This is a genomic window from Flavobacterium sp. FlaQc-48 (genome assembly GCF_044007335.1).
In the GTDB taxonomy this organism is placed as follows: Bacteria; Bacteroidota; Bacteroidia; order Flavobacteriales; family Flavobacteriaceae; genus Flavobacterium.
Map to the genome: position 1 here is coordinate 88,710 of NZ_JBIPCR010000004.1, position 20,721 is coordinate 109,430.

15 protein-coding genes are annotated in these 20,721 nt (G+C 34.4%); 6 read left to right on the forward strand and 9 right to left on the reverse strand.

All coding sequences use genetic code 11. The features are described from left to right. Positions 1 to 25: 25 nt before the first annotated feature. The 5 genes from yidD to ACHRWY_RS07880 all read right to left on the reverse strand — a co-directional run bounded on the left by yidD (position 26) and on the right by ACHRWY_RS07880 (position 4,368). Positions 26 to 265 (reverse strand): membrane protein insertion efficiency factor YidD, encoded by a 240-nt coding sequence (gene yidD, locus ACHRWY_RS07860; RefSeq protein WP_068843653.1) that lies wholly within the window; start codon positions 263 to 265, stop codon positions 26 to 28. 22 nt (positions 266 to 287) lie between these two features. Beyond that, positions 288 to 1,775 carry a cysteine--tRNA ligase gene (cysS, locus tag ACHRWY_RS07865; RefSeq protein ID WP_395353711.1) on the reverse strand — a complete coding sequence of 496 codons (1,488 nt, stop codon included), beginning with the start codon at positions 1,773 to 1,775 and terminating at the stop codon, positions 288 to 290. 60 nt (positions 1,776 to 1,835) lie between these two features. Further along, positions 1,836 to 2,201: a four helix bundle protein gene (locus tag ACHRWY_RS07870; RefSeq protein WP_395353712.1), complete on the reverse strand. Its 366-nt coding sequence runs from the start codon at positions 2,199 to 2,201 to the stop codon at positions 1,836 to 1,838. 94 nt (positions 2,202 to 2,295) lie between these two features. Next, entirely contained in the window at positions 2,296 to 2,967 is a 672-nt protein-coding gene (gene folE, locus ACHRWY_RS07875; protein ID WP_395353713.1) for a GTP cyclohydrolase I FolE, read from the reverse strand. A 204-nt stretch (positions 2,968 to 3,171) separates the two neighbouring features. Continuing rightward, the gene (locus ACHRWY_RS07880; RefSeq protein WP_395353714.1) at positions 3,172 to 4,368 is read right to left on the reverse strand and encodes a pyridoxal phosphate-dependent aminotransferase; all 1,197 of its coding nucleotides are present in this window, start codon (positions 4,366 to 4,368) and stop codon (positions 3,172 to 3,174) included. Between the two features lie 122 nt (positions 4,369 to 4,490). On the opposite strand from ACHRWY_RS07880, the gene ACHRWY_RS07885 reads away from it, so the two are divergent. The 5 genes from ACHRWY_RS07885 (at position 4,491) to ACHRWY_RS07905 (ending at position 12,338) form a co-directional block, all read left to right on the forward strand. Beyond that, the gene (locus ACHRWY_RS07885) at positions 4,491 to 5,816 is read left to right on the forward strand and encodes a PDZ domain-containing protein (protein ID WP_395353715.1); all 1,326 of its coding nucleotides are present in this window, start codon (positions 4,491 to 4,493) and stop codon (positions 5,814 to 5,816) included. Between the two features lie 158 nt (positions 5,817 to 5,974). Next, positions 5,975 to 8,599: a gliding motility-associated C-terminal domain-containing protein gene (locus tag ACHRWY_RS07890; protein ID WP_395353716.1), complete on the forward strand. Its 2,625-nt coding sequence runs from the start codon at positions 5,975 to 5,977 to the stop codon at positions 8,597 to 8,599. A 28-nt stretch (positions 8,600 to 8,627) separates the two neighbouring features. After that, positions 8,628 to 9,563, forward strand: a complete 936-nt coding sequence (locus tag ACHRWY_RS07895) for a type IX secretion system membrane protein PorP/SprF (protein WP_395353717.1) — start codon at positions 8,628 to 8,630, stop codon at positions 9,561 to 9,563. Positions 9,564 to 9,573: 10 nt separating this feature from the next. Further along, positions 9,574 to 11,706, forward strand: a complete 2,133-nt coding sequence (locus ACHRWY_RS07900; RefSeq protein WP_395353718.1) for an OmpA family protein — start codon at positions 9,574 to 9,576, stop codon at positions 11,704 to 11,706. A 149-nt stretch (positions 11,707 to 11,855) separates the two neighbouring features. Further along, positions 11,856 to 12,338 carry a hypothetical protein gene (locus ACHRWY_RS07905; RefSeq protein ID WP_395353719.1) on the forward strand — a complete coding sequence of 161 codons (483 nt, stop codon included), beginning with the start codon at positions 11,856 to 11,858 and terminating at the stop codon, positions 12,336 to 12,338. Positions 12,339 to 12,448: 110 nt separating this feature from the next. On the opposite strand, the gene ACHRWY_RS07910 is transcribed toward ACHRWY_RS07905, so the two are convergent. Then, the gene (locus ACHRWY_RS07910) at positions 12,449 to 12,829 is read right to left on the reverse strand and encodes a DUF1573 domain-containing protein (RefSeq protein WP_395353720.1); all 381 of its coding nucleotides are present in this window, start codon (positions 12,827 to 12,829) and stop codon (positions 12,449 to 12,451) included. Between the two features lie 282 nt (positions 12,830 to 13,111). Here ACHRWY_RS07910 and ACHRWY_RS07915 point away from each other — a divergent pair, with 282 nt between their 5' ends. Next, positions 13,112 to 15,745: a valine--tRNA ligase gene (locus ACHRWY_RS07915; RefSeq protein ID WP_395353721.1), complete on the forward strand. Its 2,634-nt coding sequence runs from the start codon at positions 13,112 to 13,114 to the stop codon at positions 15,743 to 15,745. A 72-nt stretch (positions 15,746 to 15,817) separates the two neighbouring features. Here the strand turns inward: ACHRWY_RS07915 and ACHRWY_RS07920 are convergent, their stop codons facing one another. The 3 genes from ACHRWY_RS07920 to ACHRWY_RS07930 form a co-directional block, all read right to left on the reverse strand. Next, positions 15,818 to 17,137, reverse strand: a complete 1,320-nt coding sequence (locus ACHRWY_RS07920; RefSeq protein WP_395353722.1) for an APC family permease — start codon at positions 17,135 to 17,137, stop codon at positions 15,818 to 15,820. 192 nt (positions 17,138 to 17,329) lie between these two features. After that, a complete protein-coding gene (locus ACHRWY_RS07925) occupies positions 17,330 to 19,612 on the reverse strand; it encodes a TonB-dependent siderophore receptor (RefSeq protein ID WP_395353723.1) in 2,283 nt (760 codons plus the stop codon). A gap of 244 nt (positions 19,613 to 19,856) precedes the next feature. Further along, positions 19,857 to 20,582 (reverse strand): hypothetical protein, encoded by a 726-nt coding sequence (locus ACHRWY_RS07930; protein WP_395353724.1) that lies wholly within the window; start codon positions 20,580 to 20,582, stop codon positions 19,857 to 19,859. Positions 20,583 to 20,721 lie beyond the last annotated feature (139 nt).

The following is a 20,721-nucleotide window of genomic DNA, read 5'->3' on the forward strand; positions in this document are numbered from 1 at the left end:
AAGCAGAGATCCTCTTTATAAAAAGTTAATGTTTATGTGAACATTTCTTTTCGGGAACAGGGTCATAACCGGTTCTTCCCCATGGATGGCAACTCAAAATTCGTTTCATTCCAAGGTAGCCGCCATAAAATAATCCATGAGTTTGCAGCGCCTGAATCATATAAGTCGAGCAGGTGGGCTCAAATCTGCAACTTGCCGGTGTAAATGGCGAAATAGCGGTTTGATAAAAGCGAACTAATAAAACAAATGGAGTAATTACTTTCATGATTTATTAGGAAATGAATTGATTAAATTGAAAAGCTGGTACCTTCTTTTCCGTCTTTTAACTGAATGCCTAAAGCAATCAACTGATCACGGATTTGATCTGAAAGAGCAAAGTTTTTGTCAGCTCTCGCCTGATTTCTCATTTGAATTAAGAGCTCAATTGCGCCATTTAATTTTTCTGTTGTTCCTGCGTCGTTTTGAGAAATTTTATTGTTAATTCCTAAAACATCAAATAAAAAATCAGAAAATGTTTTGGCTAGCAAGTTAATGTCTTCCAGAGTTAATGTTTCAGCTCCATCGTTTACTAAGTTGATATATCGTGCCCCTTCAAACAGCTGAGCAATTAGAATAGGGGTATTAAAATCATCATTCATTGCATCGTAGCAATTTTGTCTCCAGGAAGCAATATTCAAAGATGAAGAATTACCTGGTTTTAAGGATGAAGCTAACTTATAAGATTCCATTAAGCGGTGATATCCTTTTTCACTTGCCATCATTGCATCGTTAGAAATGTCCAACACACTGCGGTAATGCGCCTGAAGGAAACAAAAACGAACAATATTAGGTTCAAATGGCTTTTCGAAAAAGGTATTGTCACCTTTAACTAATTCCATTGGCAGAATATAGTTTCCGGTAGATTTGCTCATTCGCAATCCGTTCATCGTAAGCATATTGGTGTGCATCCAGTAATTTACCGGAGACTCGCCATTACATGCTTTTCCTTGTGCAACCTCACATTCATGATGAGGGAATTTTAAATCCATCCCGCCTCCATGAATATCAAATTTATCGCCTAAATATTTGGTGCTCATGGCGGTACATTCTAAATGCCAGCCAGGAAAACCTTCACCCCAAGGTGAATTCCAACGCATGATATGTGCGGGAGATGCATTTTTCCAGAGCGCGAAATCTTGTGGATTTTTCTTTTCATTTTGTCCGTCTAAATCTCTGGTATTTGCAAAAAGCTCATCAATATTTCGATTGCTTAGTTCGCCATATTTCATTCCTTTTTCGTTATAAGCAAATACATCAAAATAAACAGATCCGTTGCTTTCATATGCGAAGCCTAATTCAATTAGCTTTTGAGTCAATTCTATTTGCTCTAAAATGTGACCTGTAGCCGTTGGTTCAATAGTAGGTGGTAGAAAATTAAATGTATCCAGCACTTTATGAAAATCAACAGTGTATTTCTGTACGATCTCCATTGGTTCTAATTTTTCTAAGCGGGATTGCTTTACGAAACGATCGTTATCAATATCCCCGTCATCAGTTAAATGTCCTGCATCAGTAATATTTCGAACATAACGAACTTTATAATTAAGGTGTAAAAGATACCTGAATATGACGTCAAAAGACATAAAAGTTCTAACATTTCCCAAGTGTACATTACTGTAAACTGTAGGTCCGCAAACATACATTCCGATATTTCCTTCATGTATAGGATTGAAATTCTCTTTCTCGCCGGAAAGTGTGTTATGTACTTTTAAAGATTGACTTTTATATAAAGGCATATTTAATTTGTTGTTTAATCGTGATTTTGTTTAATCGTTTAATCGGTTTGTCTTATGTGCTTATTCTTTTGAAAGATAATACTTTTTTAGATTATTGATCTGATTGCAAATTTTTTCAATTTTCTCACGAGATTCTATGTAATCAATATCGGATATATAGTTTAAATCTTTTGAAATAATTAAATGATTTAAAGTTTCCATTGCAGACGAATAGGAGATTGTTAAAAAATGAGCTTTATCTTTGTTTGTTTTTCTCGAAGTTCCTTCTGCAATATTTGTAGCAATCGAAGCAGAACTTCTTTTAATTTGAGAAGTTATTCCGAATAATTCATTTGATGGAAAATTACTAGTTAATTTGTAAATATCCAAAATAAAAATTCTGGAATTTTGCCAGACTTCTAACTTTTCAAACGAAAATGTATACATGTGTTTTGGTTTAACTGTTTGATTTGTTTAATCGTTTAATCGAAATTAAGAATTACTATAAACGATTAAACAAATTAACGATTTACCGATTAAACTAAAATTGAGTGTCTAATTTAATATAGTCTAAAAATTCTCTTTTAGTTTGAGGATCTTTGAACTTTCCACCAAATTCAGATGTTACAGTACTGCTTTCGATATCTTTAATTCCTCTTGAATTTACGCAAAGGTGTTTCGCATCGATAACACAGGCAACATCTTGGGTACCTAAAGCTTTTTGTAATTCCTGAACTATTTGCATGGTTAAACGCTCCTGAACCTGGGGTCTTTTGGCGTAATATTCTACAATTCGGTTCATTTTAGATAAACCAATAACTCTACCGCTTGAAATATAAGCAACATGAGCGCGTCCGATGATTGGTAATAAATGGTGCTCACAGGTAGAATAAACCGTAATGTTTTTCTCTACCAGCATTTCTCCGTATTTGTAATTATTGTCGAAAGTTGAAGCTTTTGGCTGTTTTGAAGGATTTAGGCCACCAAAAATCTCCTTTACAAACATTTTTGCTACCCGGTTTGGAGTGCCTTTTATGCTGTCGTCAGTCAAATCCATTCCAAGAGTTTGAAGAATGTTTTCGACATCTTTTTTTATTTTTTCTATTTTTTCGTCATCACTTAAATCAAAAGCATCCTGTCTTACAGGGTTTTGTGCGTTGCTGCTAAAATGATTGTCTCCTATTTCGTCTAAAAAATCTTCGTTGTTTATCATTAAAAACTACTATTATAATGGGTATATCTTTTTAAGGCGGTAAAGATAATTAATAAAAAGCAAACCTTTTCTATCGTTTTTACTATTTAATTGTCTGTTTTTGGATATAATTTAAATTAAAACCAAATGGCTATTTTTTTAAAATACAAAAGACAATAACATAGCACGTTATTGTCTTTTGAAGTTTGGAATTTTGTTGTTTTATTATTTTTTGTTGTAAACTAAAAGGGCTTCTTTTAAAATGTTTACAGCGGTAATCAAATCTTTTTTGTTTAATACATACGCAATCCGAACCTGATTTAAGCCCATTCCCGGAGTAGAATAAAATCCGGCAGCAGGAGCGACCATGACAGTTTCGTTATTAAGGTCATAGCTTTCTAAAAGCCATTGAGCAAAATCATCTGCATTCTCAATAGGCAATTGTGCTATACAGTAAAAAGCACCTTTTGGTTTGGTAACAATGACGCCTTCTATTTTATTTAGTTCCGTAATTAAAGTATCTCTGCGTTCTTTATATTCTGAAATTACTTCGTCGAAATAACTTTGCGGAGTGTCAATAGCAGCTTCACAGGCAATTTGCTCGATTGTTGGCGGGCTCAAACGTGCTTGTGCAAACTTCATAACTGTTGCCAGGACCTCTTTATTTTTGGTAACCAGACAGCCAATTCTGGCGCCACACATACTGTAACGTTTTGAAACAGAATCAACCATGATTACATTTTGCTGTACGTCTTCAAGATTCATAACAGAATAATGAACATCATCTCCATCATATAAAAACTCACGATAAACCTCGTCAGCGATTAAATACAAATCATGTTTTTTGATTAAGCCGGCCAGTTGTTTTATCTCAGCTTCTGAATATAAATAACCCGTTGGATTACCAGGATTACAAATTAATATCGCTTTGGTTTTTGGTGTAATTAATTTTTCAACATCTTCAATACTTGGCAATGCAAATCCAGTTTCGATTGTTGATATTACAGGGATTACAGCTGCACTTGTAGATGATGCAAAGGCATGATAATTAGCATAAAAAGGTTCCGGAATAATAATTTCATCTCCCGGATCTGTAATTGTGGCTAATGCAAACAACAAGGCTTCAGAGCCACCAGTAGTAATAATGATGTCTTCTGAGTTAACATTTACATTTTGACGTTGGTAAAATTTCGCTAATTTTTTTCTATAACTTTCATATCCGGCTGACGGACTGTATTCTATAAGAGTTAAATCAATATTTTTTACCGCCTCGATGGCCACTTCGGGTGTCTTGATATCCGGTTGACCAATGTTTAAGTGATACACTTTTTTCCCTTTTTGTTTTGCAGCATCTGCAAAAGGAGCAAGTTTACGTATCGGTGATTCGGGCATGTTTCTGCCTTTGTGAGAAATTGTTGGCATGAGTTTTATTATTGAAGTGCAAATTTGCATTTTTTTTTCGAATTTAACGTAAACATTACAGGTACTTATTAAAATGTAACAATTATCAATATTTTTAGTAATTTTATCATAAAATATTATCAATGAAAAAATATTTTATGTTGTTTTTTGGGCTTTTGACAGCTTTTTCACTTCACGCACAAGGTGATTTCCTGATCGAACGCCATGCTTCTAAGGTCACTATTCCTTTTAAATTGATTAATAATCTCGTTTTTATTCCCATTAAAGTAAACGGAATAGAATTAAATTTCCTGTTAGATTCCGGTGTAGAAGAAACGATTTTATTTAGTATGGAAGAAAAGCAGGAAGTTAGTTTTAATAATGTCCAGAAGATAAAACTGAGAGGATTAGGAAGTGAAGAAGAAATAGAAGGACTAAAATCGACAAACAATACCCTGGAAACGCATGGTTTAAAATCGAGTAATCATTTGCTCTATATTATTTTAGATCAGAATTTTAATTTGTCATCACATATTGGAATTCCGGTAAATGGAATTATTGGCTATAAATTTTTTAAAAACAATCTGGTTGAAATCAATTATCAAAAAAAGAAAATTGTTGTTCATCAAAATAATGAAGGGGTAAGGGCTAAACTGAGCCGAAAATTCAAGTCGATCCCTATTACAATCGAAAGATCCAAGCCTTATATTTATGCGACAGCTGTTGTTGATACGGTTGCTGTCCCCGCAAAATTACTGATAGATATTGGCAATAGTGATGCTTTTTGGATTTTTGAAAATGATAAAATAAAACTCCCTAAAAAGAATTTTCCTGATTTTTTAGGAAAAGGTTTTAGTGGGGATATCGAAGGGCATCGTGCCAAAATTGATAAATTTTCGATAGATGAGTTCAATTTCAAAAAACCAATCGTCTCTTTTCCGGATTCGAATTCGATACGAAATGTAAAGATGGTCCCGGGGCGTATAGGTTCTATTGGAGGAGAAGTTTTAAAACGATTTACAGTGGTTTTAGATTATGCAGATGAAAAATTATACCTTAAAAAAAACAGTAAATTTTCAGAACCTTTTACTTATAATAAAAGCGGTATCACGATTCAGCACAATGGCCTGCAATGGGTTCAGGAAACAGTTCATTTAGAAACTGTAAAAGTAGCGACCTCAATAGAAGAGTCGGGTTACAATGATAAGAAAGACGGTAATTTCAGGTATAAGTTTTCTTTAAAACCCGTCTATGAAATTGTCAATATCCGTAAAAATTCAGCAGCAGAAAAATGCGGATTATTGAAAGGGGATATTATTGTAAGCATCAATAATGCTGTTCCTTATAAATATTCGTTGCAACAAATAAATACACTTTTAAAATCAGAAGAAGATATCTGGATAAATTTAGAAGTCGAACGAAAAAGTTTGATTTTAAAGTTCAGATTCAAGCTTGAAGATGAATTGTAAATATTTGATCTGCAATTAGATAAAACTTTAAACAGAATTACCAATTATTGCCTTTTTTTTAAGCGGTATTAATTTTTGTGAAAATTTAACTATTAAAAACGTGTTTTTTGTTTAATGAACGTTATTATTTTATTATGTTTATAAAAAAATAAGAGTTCATGATTAAAAATTACGCCAATTTCTTACAATTTGTATTGTTTTGTGTTTTTTTATCAGTTTTACCTTCACAAATTCATGCACAATGTGCAGGAACTGATGGAAGTAGAGTAATTTGTGATATTGAAAATCTGGGTTATGAGTCGATTTCACTTTTTCCTTTATTGGGCGGAAGTCCAACTCCCGGAGGAACCTGGTCAGACGATAGCGGCTCAAAAGGATTGGATAAAGCAACAGGAATTTTAAACGGACATTTAATCCGTAGCGGGGGTACTTTTCAATATACGTATACCGCTCCTGCAGTTGCAGGTTGTACGGTAAAAACTGCAAAAGTTTATATTACAATTGGTGCATTTTCGGGGAATCCCGCTCCTTACGCTACCAAATGTACAGGCGACAAGACATTCAATCTTTTTTCGGCATTTAATAGTACCGTTATGGGGCCTCATTTAAATGGAACTTGGACAAATACTGCAACTGGCAAAGTCGTATCTTCTACAATTGATATTAGTGGGTTAGTAGGAAACTTTCAATATACTTACACAGTGCCACCGGTATTGGCTTGTTCGTCATTGCCAAAGTCATCAACCATAATTTTATCCGTTTTTAGAACACCTGAGCCCGGAATTCCAGATGATCTGACTTTGTGCGGAACTACTGATTTAGCTCCATATACTAATTTAGATTTAAATACCCGGCTTACTGGAGCGGATCCCGGAGGTGTATGGCATGGTTTCGGAATTACAACTCCTGAAGATCATAATGTTAACCTTCAGGAAGTATTTGATAGCTACGGACCGGGAGATTATATTTATAATTATACAGCGTCATCAGATGATGGTCCTTGTCCGGACCAGACAGTAAGTGTAACAATTACATTAGAAAAAAGACTTGATTTTACCGGAGCACAATTGGTAATCGATTCTGATATTTGCGAAAATGAAATTCCTACAGCAACTTATTCAGCAAAAATAACGCAGGGCCCCGAGGCTATTCCTAATGGAGAATATAAAGTTACTTTTAGTGTTTCCGGTCCAAATGGCGGAGTCGAAACAATAAAGGCAAACTTTATAAACGGTGTCATTACTTTTCCGGTTAAATCTTCTTATTTTAGTCAGGTAGGTAAATTTACTATTAACATTATAAACATCGTTGCTACAGCAAGTAAAGAAGCTTGTGTAAATGTCATTAATAATTTAACTGATGATTTAAACATTTATGCGTTACCTCATTTAGACGGAGCTGTATTGACCGCAGGTCCCGTATGCCAGAATAAAAGTGCAACGGTTCAAATTTCAAATGCATCTCAACTGGCTGACGGAAACTATACTATTGTTTATAATATAACAGGAGATAATTTCGCAACAGGAGAAACAGCCAGTATAACTGCCTTAGGAGGCAATTTTAGTTTTGTAATTCCTGCAGGACTTAATATAAAAAGTGGCGTTTCAGTAATCACAATTACTAAAATTACCAATCTTGTTACGGGCTGTACCAATGTAGCCAATACTCAGGGAAATTTAATTATTAATCCTTTGCCAAATGCAGCAACTGTACAAATTCAGGCAAATGATTTTTGTTTTAATGACCCCGTTACGGTTAGCGTTTCAGGTTTAGTAAACCAGACAGATGTCACACTTTCGTATACACTATCAGGAGCAAATCCTTCAGCATTACAAACTGTTGTTTTATCTGTTACCAATGGAAATGCAAGTTTTATAATTCCACCAGGTTTACTTTTAAATACCGGTTCTGTGACAATTTCAGCTTCAAATTTGAAAAATAACACAACTACTTGTGATACGAATTTAGTCAATGTTACGGATAGTTTTTTAATCAACCCAATTCCGTTAGCACCGGTAGCGGGAAATCAGGAGTTTTGTAAAGTTGATGGAGCAACAATTGCCAATTTAGTGCCACACGGATCACAATACAAATGGTATAATTCGCCTACAGCAACAACGTCTCTTGCGGATACTTATCTTTTAAAATCAGAAAATCTGTATGTAAGAGAAACTTCTCCTGCCAATTGTACATCAGTTCCTGCTATGATTTCGGTTTTAATAAACGATACTCCTGCTCCGGTTTTAAATGCGGGTGGGGCAGATTTTTGCGGTCTTAAAAACCCAAAGATTTCAGACTTGTCAAATGCAACCAATGTACCTTCAACTGTTGCCTGGTATGATGCTCCAAACAATGGAAACTTACTGACTTCTGCAACTTTGCTCGCAGATAAAGCGACGTATTACGGATTTGATCTTTCCACCGCAACAAATTGTATCTCAGAAAATGATTTAGAAGTGACAGTTTCGTTATTTGATTGTAATCCTGAAGAATATACTTTTTTTATTCCTGACGGATTTTCACCAAACGGAGATGGTGTAAACGATACTTTTACGATTCCGGATATTGAATTTTTGTACCCGGATTATACGCTCGAAATATTCAACAGATATGGAAATGTAATGTTTAAAGGAAATAGAAATAAAGCCAATTGGGATGGGAAAAATTCTGAATCAGCCGGTTTTGGTGATGGTGTAGCGCCAAACGGAGTCTATTTTTATATTGTCAATTTTAATAAAGACAATAGAAAAGCGCAACAAGGAAGACTTTATCTCAATAGATAATTCCTTTATTATTTAATAAAATTTTCAAATGAAAAAAATAATACTTTTTATATCTTTTCTGTTTTATATAACATCGGCTTCAGCGCAGCAAGACCCGGAATACACGCATTATATGTACAATATGAGTGTGGTAAATCCGGCCTATGCTACAGGAGTTCCGGCCATGTTAAATCTTGGAGGATTATACAGAACACAATGGGTTGGGGCTGTTGGAGCACCAAAAACATTTAGTTTCTTCGGGCATACTGCCGTGACCGATAAAGTCGAAGTTGGATTGTCATTAGTCTCAGATGATATTGGAGATGGTGCTAAAAAAGAGAATAACTTTTATGCTGATTTTGCTTATGTCTTAAATTTAGGAGGAAAAAATAAACTTTCGTTAGGATTAAAAGCAGGATTTACTTCCTTGCAAACCAATTTTAACGGATTTGTTTTTCAAAGCGGAAATACGAGTACCGATTTGGCTTTCGCCGAAAATATAAATGTGACCAAACCTAATATTGGAGTAGGAGCGTATTATTTTAGAGATAACTTTTATGTAGGTTTATCAGCCCCAAATTTATTGAGTTCTAAACACATCCAAGAAAAGTCAGGCATTAATGCTTACGGATCAGAAGCTATTCATACTTTTTTAACTGCAGGATATGTTTTTCAGATCAATGATATGGTGAAACTGAAACCGGCATTTATGTCAAAATTTGTAACCGGAGCACCCATTTCAGTAGATCTTACGGCAAATGTGTTGTATAATAATAAGTTTGAGCTGGGAGCAGCTTACAGAATAGATGATGCTGTCAGTGCTTTGGTCAATATCAATGTTACGCCTACGCTTAGGGTGGGATATGCTTACGACCATACTCTTTCGAATATGGGGCAGTTTAATTCCGGAACGCACGAAATTATGCTGTTGTTTAATTTGGATTTATTAGGAAAAGGATATGATAAATCACCAAGATTCTTCTAAAATGAAAAATATGAAAAAACTACTCGTTATTATATTCGTATTTTCAATACAGTTTATAAAGGCTCAGGATCTCGAATTGGCAAGAGCCAAACGATTTTTTGACAAGACCTATTATAGTGAATCAATTGTTTTATACGAAAGATTAGTTCAGGAAAAACCTTCACAGGAAGTAATTAAAAATCTTGCCGATTCTTATTTCTTTACCAACGACTTAATAAAAGCACAGCGCTATTACAGACTTTTAATTAAAAATTATAACGAAGGTTTAGATCGGAATTATTATTTCAGATATGCTCAAACCTTAAAAGCAACCAATAGTTATGATGATGCCAATGCTGCCTTAAAAGAGTATTATGCGAAATCCGGGAATAATGAAGATAGTATCAATTTTGAAAAGGCACTTAAAACATTAGAAAACGTTTCGGCAATTGGAAAACGATTTGAGATTAAAAATCTGGCTATCAATACACACAATTCTGAGTTTGGAGCGGTCAAATACAATGATGAACTGGTTTTTGCAGGAGTAAAACTAAAACCCGGATTGTTCGATAAAAAATTCAAATGGGATAATGAAACCTATTTAAACCTGGTTTCCATTCCGTTAAAGAATAGTAATTCAGCGGATTCTATTGTACATTATTTTGCCAAAGAATTAAAAACCGGAATGCATGAATCAAATGCTGTTTTTACAAAAGATGGCAAGACGATCTATTTTACCCGTAACAATTCTAAAAAAGGAAGTAAGAAAACAAACGATCAGAAAATTTCCAGCCTTCAAATCTTTAAAGCGGAATTAATTGACGGAAAATGGACGAATATAATATCACTTCCGTTTAATAGTGCAGATTATTCCACAGAACATCCTGCGTTAAGTGCCGATGAAAAAGTATTGTATTTTGCTTCAGATATGCCGGGAACACTGGGTTCTTTCGATATTTATTCAGTAAACATCAATAAAGGGGCATTTGATACACCCAAAAATCTGGGGCCAATTGTTAATACCGATAAAAAAGAACAATTTCCTTTTGCTTCGGCTGATGGCAAGCTTTATTTTTCTTCAGATGGCCATTTAGGATATGGATCGCTGGATGTTTTTGTTTCAGAAATTAATGGAAATGACTATTCAAAACCTGTAAATGTGGGCTTACCGTTAAATTCTAACTTAGATGATTTTGCATTTAACATTAATTCAGATACCAAAGTAGGCTTTTTTGCTTCGAATAGAGAAGGCGGAAAAGGGAGTGACGATATTTATCAATTCAGGGAAATTAAAGAGCTAATTGTAGAAGACTGCAAACAATTTATTACCGGAATTATTACGGATATTGATACCCAATTGGCTTTAGAAAATGCAACGGTAATTTTGCAGGATTCAGATCATAAAACCCTGAATACCATTACAACTTCTATAGACGGGAAATTTAGTTTTACAGTCGCCTGTGAAGCTTCTTATAAAGTTTCTGCTTTTAAGGAAAAATATACAAATGAATCGAAAATACTGACTTTAAATAAAACAAGAGATGTGGTAAACGATGCATCTTTGGCACTAAAATCTTTAGATGTCATTAAACTTGAAGAAAAAGAAATTGCAGAGAAAAAGCGAAAACAGGAGATTATTATAGAAGAAGAAAACAAGAAAAAAGAGGCGCTCGCAGCAATTGAATTAAAACAAAAACAGGAAAAAGCCAAAGAAGTAGCTATTGTTGCTGCAGAAGTCAAAAAGAAAGAAAAGGTAAAAGAGATTTTAGCGAAGGAAAAAGATGTCGTAAAAGATAATAAGGACAGATTGATTATTAAAACAGATCCTATTTATTTTGATTACAATTTATGGTACATCCGAAAAGAGTCTAAAGTGGTTCTGGGTCGTGTGGTTGAATTAATGAAGAAATATCCTGAAATGGTAATTGAAATTGGATCGCATACTGATTCTCGCGGAAATGAAAAGTTTAACGAAAATTTATCCCAAAAAAGAGCGAACTCAACCAGAGAGTTTATAATAGAATCTGGTATTAATTCTAAAAGAGTACTGGCAAAAGGGTACGGAGAATCGGTACCTATTATAAAGTGCAAGACTGATGATGCCTGCTCAGAAGAAGAACACGAATTGAACAGAAGATCTGAATTTGTAATTAAGACTTTATAGATTTAGTTTATACATTCAGTAACCCGGCAGGTTTTTAAAGCTTGTCGGGTCTGATATAAAAAAATATAATTTTAATTTGAGAAGCTTTTTTTTAGCTTCTTTTTTATTTAACTTTATAAGATAACAATGACCTTTAAAAAACAATAATTATGAGAAATCTAGTCATGTCTTGTGTGCTTTTGTCTTGCATTGGACTCCAAAGCTGTAAAAATGATGAAAAACAAAAACAAGCTGAAGCCGCAAAAGCCGAGGCTGAAAAAGTGGTAAACGTTCAGTGCTACAAAGCAATATATGAAAAGGATACGATTAATTTAACCCTGAATACTTTGAAAAACGGAAAACTGGGAGGAAATATGATAATGAAGGTTGAGAATACGCCCGAAAAGAATGGAGAGATAGCAGGAGAATTTCACGGTGATACCTTATTTGTAGATTATACCTTTAAAGAAATAACAGATAAAAATAAAACATTCAAAAACCCAATGGCATTCCTAAAAAAAGACAAACAGCTTATTTTAGGCAACGGAACGATGCAAACGACTATGGGGGTAACTTATTTAGTAAAAGATAAACCTATTGATTTTGATCGTGTAAAATATAAATTTGATAGTGTTGACTGCGATCACAAATAAAAATATCCAATTCGGAAGGTTTAAAAATCCGGTTTATTTCAAAATAGAAGGAATAAAAAAAGCCGTTTCTCAGACAAGAAACGGCTTTTACTATTTTTATGTTTGTTTTTTTATAAAACTTCACCTTTAATTTTTAAGGCAACTCTGCCATCAGGATAGTTTACAGCATTGGTTTCAACCGTAATTGTTTTACGAATTGGTCCGGAAACCATATTGTATTTTACATCAATTTTGCCTTTTTTGCCTGGCATAACTGCTGCTGTGGGTTTTGTGACAATTATAGAACTTACAGTCGATTCTGCACCTGTAATTAAAAGAGGGGCATCTCCGGTGTTTGTAAATTCAAAAGAACGAACTCCGTTATCACCTTTTGAAATTTTTCCATAATCAATCGTATTGTCTTGGGCTGCAAATTCAATTTTTGGGCCGTTTTGTGCATAACTTATCATGCTAAACAATAGGACTGCAATAAAAGAGGCAACATTTTTCATTTTGAAATTATTTTTAAGTTGTAAGTAAATATACATTCTTTTAATTAACACACAAATTATTAATTCGCTTTTTATAGTGTACTTAATTATTTACTTTTGCTGTCAGTATAAATGCAAAAATTGAACCAATTTTTATGTTTAATTGTTTAATCGTTATTTTGTTTAATCGATTTACTGATCTGTGAAGATATTATTAAAGCAGAAAAGAATTAAACAAATACGTGATCGACCAATCAAAAAACAATTAAACAGTTAAACAAATCAACGATTAAACAACCTAAAATGAGTATTCCAGCACAATTTGACGCTAAGACGATCGAGAATAAATGGTATGATTACTGGATGAAAAACAACTATTTTCATTCAGAACCAGATCATAGAACACCTTATACAATTGTAATTCCGCCACCAAACGTCACTGGAGTCTTGCACATGGGGCATATGTTAAACAATACCATTCAGGATGTTTTAATTCGTAGAGCACGTCTAAAAGGCTTCAACGCTTGTTGGGTTCCGGGAACAGATCATGCTTCTATTGCTACTGAAGCAAAAGTGGTGGCAAAATTAAAAGCAGAGGGAATCAATAAAAATGATTTAACCCGTGAAGAATTCCTGGCTCATGCCTGGGAATGGACTGATAAATACGGAGGGACAATTTTGGAGCAGCTTAAAAAATTAGGTGCTTCCTGCGATTGGGAAAGAACCAAATTTACGATGGATCCGGATATGTCAGCATCAGTAATTAGATCGTTTGTTGATTTGTATAACAAAGGTTTAATTTACAGAGGTTACCGAATGGTAAACTGGGACCCGGAAGCAAAAACAACTTTGTCTGACGAAGAAGTTATTTATGAAGAACAACAAGGAAAATTATTTTTCTTAAACTATAAAATTGAAGGAACTGAGGAATTTTTGACCATTGCCACAACACGTCCTGAAACAATTTTTGGTGATACAGCTATTTGTATCAATCCAAATGATGAGCGTTTTACACATTTAAAAGGTAAAAAAGCCATCGTTCCTATTTGTGGGAGAGTAATTCCGATTATTGAAGATGAATATGTAGATGTTGAATTCGGAACCGGATGCTTAAAAGTAACTCCGGCACACGACATGAATGACAAAACATTAGGAGAGAAGCACAATCTTGAAATCGTTGATATTTTTAATGAAGATGCTACATTAAATAGTTTCGGATTGCATTATCAGGGGAAAGACCGTTTTGTGGTTCGTACTGAAATTGCAAAAGAATTAGAAGAAATTGGAGCTTTGGCGAAGACCGAAATCCACTTAAATAAAGTAGGAACATCCGAAAGAACCAAAGCGGTAATCGAACCAAGACTATCAGATCAATGGTTTCTGAAAATGGAAGATTTGGTTAAACCTGCAATTCAATCTGTTTTGTTGGATGGTGATATTAAATTACACCCAAAACGTTTTGAAAATACGTATGCACATTGGTTAAACAACATTCGCGACTGGAATATCTCCCGACAGTTATGGTGGGGACAACAAATTCCGGCTTATTATTACGGAGACGGAAAAGAAGATTTCGTAGTAGCTGAAAACATCGAAGATGCCTTAGCGATTGCGAGAGAGAAAACGTCAAACCTGAAACTTGAAACAAAAGATTTAAGACAAGATGTTGATGCGTTAGATACCTGGTTTTCATCGTGGCTTTGGCCAATGTCCGTTTTTGGCGGAATCATGGATCCGGAAAGTGAAGATTTTAAATATTACTATCCAACAAATGACTTGGTAACAGGTCCGGATATTTTATTTTTCTGGGTTGCCAGAATGATTATTGCAGGATACGAATATGCAGGAGAAAAACCATTTACAAATGTATATTTAACGGGGTTAGTACGTGATAAACAACGTCGTAAAATGTCTAAATCATTAGGGAATTCTCCTGATCCTTTAGATTTAATCGAAAAATTCAGTGCAGATGGTGTTCGTGTGGGATTGCTTTTGAGTGCTTCTGCCGGAAACGATATCATGTTTGATGAAGAGTTATGCAATCAGGGAAAAGCTTTTTCTAATAAAATCTGGAATGCCTTTAAATTGATCAAAGGCTGGGAAGTTTCTGAAACTATTCCACAACCGGAATCATCAAAAGTAGCGATCGAATGGTATGAAGCCAAATTGCAGCAAACTTTAGTGGATATTGAGGATAATTTTGAGAAATACAGAATTTCAGACTCATTAATGGCGATTTATAAATTGGTTTGGGATGATTTCTGTTCCTGGTTTTTAGAAATGATCAAACCGGCATATCAACAGCCAATTGACAAAGTAACGTTTGATAAAGCAATCGAAATGTTAGAAAGCAACCTGAAGTTGTTACATCCTTTCATGCCTTTCCTAACAGAAGAAATCTGGCATTTAATTGCTGAGAGAACGCAGGAAGAAGCTTTAATTGTTTCAACATGGCCGGAATTAAAACCATTTAACGCCAATTTGATAACTGATTTTGAAAGCACAATTGACGTAATCTCAGGAATCAGAACCATCAGAAAAGACAAAAATATCCCGTTTAAAGATGTAATCGAATTAAAAGCAATCAACAGCGAGAACCTAACAACTTATTTTGATTCAATAGTAACGAAATTAGGAAATGTTTCTGCTTTCGGGTATGTTTCTGCTAAGGTTGACGGAGCGTTATCTTTCCGTGTAAAATCAAATGAATATTTCATTCCGATTTCAGGAAATATCAACGTTGAAGAAGAAATTGCAAAATTAACGGCAGAGCTGGTTTACACACAAGGTTTCTTAAAATCGGTTCAGGCCAAATTATCAAACGAAAAATTTGTTGCCGGAGCGCCTGAAAAAGTTTTGGCTAACGAAAAACAAAAAGAAGCTGATGCACTGGCAAAAATTGCTACAATCGAGCAAAGTATTGCTGGCTTGAAATAAAAATCAGGTTTACTTTTTAGAGACAAACCCGACACGTTTTTTTAAACCTGTCGGGTTTTTATTTTGTGGTAATTACCCTTTTTTTATTTTTCTCAAAAACAAAAATAAAGGATAAGAAATCAATGTAATTAAAACAATAATGATAAAACTTTTCGGATCGCTGTAAACAAAACCAATTAATAACGCCAACGAAGCAATAATAGCAATAATAGTTGTCCAGGGGTACCATACAGAGCGATATGATCTTGGCAAATCAGGTTCTTTGGTTCTTAATTTTAATAAAGAGCAATAGGCTAATCCCCAAACGATAATAGAGGTAAAGGCTGCAAATGAAAATAAAACTTCAAATGAGCCAATACAAATCAAAAACAAACTAAAGAAAGAAGAAACTAAAAGTGCCACAATAGGAGTTCCGCCTTTGTTGACTTTTGTGCCTTTTTCGGTAAAAAAGCCATCACGGCTTAATCCGTACAAAATTCTGGGTGGAATCATCATAAAAGCATTCAGAATACTAATCAAAGAAAAAATCGAAATAACGGTAACAATAATAGCTCCGTTTTTCCCAAATATAATATTAGCAACATCAGCTGCTGCCAGATTTGATTTTGCTATGGTTTCAATAGGTAAAACATGAAAAAAAGCGATGTTTAACAAAACATAGATTGCCATTACAAGCAGTACGCCGCTAAACAATGATTTCGGAATATTTTTACCGGGGTCATTATTTTCTTCAGCAAAAAAACAAACACTATTCCAGCCATTGTAAGTCCCGATAATAAGCTGAAGTGATTTAAAAAATCCAAACCATAACCCAATCTGAAAGAAAGAATTATCTTTTGCAACCGGATCAATTTTTACCCCCGAATACAGGAAACAAGCGACCACCAAAGCCACAAAACAAATAACTTTAATAAAACTGGTTATTTGCTGAATGGCACTTCCGTTCTTAACACCGCTTAGGTGTAATAAAACAAAGGCGATCAACAGCGAAATAGCCATGACAGTAGCATAACTTTTTAAATCCGGAAATAAAATAATAATGTACTCGCTGATTACGATACAGAAAAAAGCAGGCGGAATGGCATTGGTAATATAATCAAACCAGCCCGAAAGAAAACCGGCATATTCGCCAAAGGCCCTTTTTATGTAATTATACGATCCCCCGGCTTTAGGAAGCATAGTCGCTAATTCGGCATACGAATTGGCACCAATTAAAACAAATAATCCGCCAAAAAGCCACGAAGCAATTACAAGCCATTGATTATTTAATAATGCAGCAATAGAACCCGGTGTTCTCAGAATTCCAACTCCAATAGTCCCTCCAATTAATACGGCAATATTAAAACTTAAACCTAAACTTTTTTGTAATTGGTTTTTCCTGGAATCTGACATATTTGGAATTTTAGATGAGGTTTGGTATCTGAGCGACAAAAGTAATACAATTAGAGTGTTTTCTATTATGAAAACAAAAAACCTCATTTAGTACTAAATGAGGTTTTTTGTTCTTTAAAAGCCAAAACTTCTTCTGTTTTTTTAAATGAAAAGGCAGAAAAAGCTTTGCAGCATTAAAATCCAGTTCAATTTTTAAAACTTGTATCTTAAGCTCGTCATTACCTGACGTGGTGCTATCGGATTTACACTATAATTTTCGTGAACAGTATAATTTAATTCATTTGTAATATTTGATAATCGGCATAAGATCGATATTTTTCTCCACTCATATCCTAAAGAAGCATCAATAGTGGTATAACCTTTTAATGGGATATCACGATCTCTGATAGTTACAGTATAAGTTGGAGGTGTAGTAGCCGGTGTAACAGCTGTCCATAAGTAATCATCATTCCAGCCACCTGTACGGTCACCAACATAGTTGCCAATAGCTCCAAAAGTTAATCCTTTTAATACACCATTAGGTAACTTGTAGAAAAAACTTAAATTGGCAGTGTGTTTTGGCGTTCTTGCCAGGATATCACCAACAACAAGGCTTCCGTTTGTTCCGGATGATTTAGAAACTTTAGTTTCGTTAAAACTATAACCAGCCATTATATTTAATCCCAGTACCGGTTGTGCAGTAATGTCAATTTCAACACCTTTTCCTTTTGTGGCTCCCACTAACTCTTTTAAGGTAGTAGAAGCGTTTTGGGTAACACCATCAGCTAAAAATGGCGCTGTTTGTGCTAAATTGTTATTAGAAATCTGATATAGGGTTATGTTTGTACTTAAAAGACCTCTCCAGAAATCTTTTTTGATCCCTACTTCATATTGATCTATAATAGACGGATCTAAAGGTTTTAAATCTACAGTAGTTCCTGTATTAGGAGTAAAAGAGTTGGAGTAGCTCGCAAACAAAGACATATCTTTTGTAGGTTGTATTACCAGTCCTGCTTTAGGTGAATAAGCCCTGTTTAATGTTTTAGCACTTGTAACCGGTATTGAATTTTCAAGAGTAGTTGTGATAACTTTCTTTTCTACTACTTCCTTAGAGGTAGTAACATCACTTTCCTGCCATGACCAACGTATTCCCCCTAAAACTTTGATGTACTTTGTAATAGATATTAAATCCTGAGCATAAGCCCCAAAACGCTGCGTATTTGTAGTTGCTAATTGTGTTGCTCTGGTTGGGTAAGGTACATTAAGGCTTTGTGTGCTATAATCATAATTAAAAAGATTTATTGCAGTAGCTTCGGTAGTAATAGCATCGGTAGAAGTTGGCGTTGCATAAAAACCAAAAGTATAACTAGGTGCAATAGAATTTTCATAGTCCACTCCCGTAAAAATTTGGTGTTTGATGCTACCGGTATTAAAAGTGCCCTGTAAACTCAGTTGATCGCCAAATATTTGTTCAGAACCGTCAGATTTTGTTAAGCCACGTTTCCAGTTTCCATTAGCTTCAACCGTGCTTAACTGAGCTGTAGAGGTCTGGGTTCTGCGGTAAGATTGATAAGACGAATTAAAATTTAACTTCCAATTGCCATTGAAATCATGATTAAACAATAGCGAAGCACTGGAAGATTTTGTATTTGCCGTTGACCAGAGTGCTCCGAAAAATTCATTTCGGGGCAAGTCCAAAATTGTTTTTCCAACAATTCCGGTACCAAAATCAGGAGTCCAGTCAGCACTTAAATAATCTCCTTGTACTGTAATTTGCGTTTTATCGCTTAATTTAAATAAAAACGAAGGATTGATATAGATACGTTCGTTTTTTACAAAATCCCTGAAACTCTCTGAGTTTTCATAAGAAGCGGTAAACCGGTAAGCTATAGATTTGTTTAACGGTCCATAGATATCTAAAGACGGTTTATAAAAAGAATAGCTTCCCGCTTGCATCGATAATTCACCACCCTGAGTAAATTTGGGAGTTTTGGTAACCAGATTCATTATTCCGCCTGGTGCAACATTTCCATATAATAAAGCTGAACCCCCTTTTAAGAACTCTACTTTTTCTAAAGATGAAACTTCAGGTATCGAACCGGCGTTATAGCGAAATCCGTTTTTAAACATATTGTTGGCACTCATATCATACCCTCTTGAGAAGAATGATTCCTGAGCCCCGCCACGGGCAGATCCAACATAAACACCATTTAGGTTTTTTACCACTTCGCTTAAACGAATTGCTTGTTGCTCTTCGATTATTTCGCTGCCAATAATCTGAACACTTTGAGGCAAGTCCATTACTTTAATTCCTGAGCGGGCTGCTTCAATTGGTTTTTTAGGTTTATTGGATGTAATTAAAACTTCATTCAGGATTTCTCCCTTTTTGTTTTTTACAGTATCAGTTGCTGCTGAGTTGTTTTCTGTAGTAGCATATTGCTGGCTATACGATGCAAAGCTTATAAAAGATAAGGCGAGTAGTAAATTATATTTCATGTTCTTTATTTAGATTCAATAAAAATAAGTTTTGCAAATATAAGGCCATAGAAATGTTTTAACAAAATTTATTGCTGTGTTTTCTTGTTTAATATTTGCTTATTTTTAGCTTAAGATTGTCTTAGGGTTTTGGTCAATCCGATTTAAAAGTTTATCAAGAATGCTACAATACGTTATGATGGACATAAAAAAACCTTGCTCAACAGAACAAGGCTTATGATGTAATTAGAAAAAAATGAATGTATTATTTAACTGTAATCTGGTATGTTGCCATTTTCCAAACTTCATCGTATTTTTTACCATTGTGCTCGCCTGGGGCTTTTTCAGTATAGGCAAATTCTACCATATAATTTCCCGGCCAGATTGGTGTAAATGAGATTTCTCCGTTTTTGTCACTCCATAATTCTTTTTCCCAGCCATTAGGAGCGATAACTTTGATTTTTTGCTCTTTTGCGATCTTAGCTTCATATAATGCATTTACATTCACTTTTGTTTTTTGTTTTGCAGTTGTAGCATCTTTAGAAAATAAACTGATGATATTAGTGTTTACAGCAGCTTCATTTCCTTTTGCAGCATTACCAACTGTAACAGTTGCACTTGAATTATAATCTAATTTCATGGTTCCGTAAACATCTTTTACAGTATGGTGCATTACTACTGTATATACACCGTCTTCATCAGGGGTGAAAAATGCCTGGTATTTATTTTCTAAGGCAGTTGCAGTAAGTTTAGTTTCTTTTTTTGACGGACTAATTAGTACTAATGAAAAATCTTTTAAATCAGAAAACCATTTGGCAGCAGGCGTAATGTCATTATCTGAAAATTCTCCAAAGAAAACTGAAATTTCCTGTGCTTTTCCTTTTGTACCTGTTGCTTTGGTTTCAATCCAAAGTGCATGAGCAAATAATTGCGGACTTGCCACTAACATTAAAAGTAAAAATGCTATCGATTTTAAAGTTTTAGATTTCATAAGACGAAGTTTAAATTTATTAAATGTGATTATTTCTACAAACTTAAGCCTTATTTAGAATAATTAAAAATAAAACATAAAAAAAGACTTAAGTTTAGAATTTTTGAAAGGCTGTTGATTAAAAAACAGCCTTGTAATA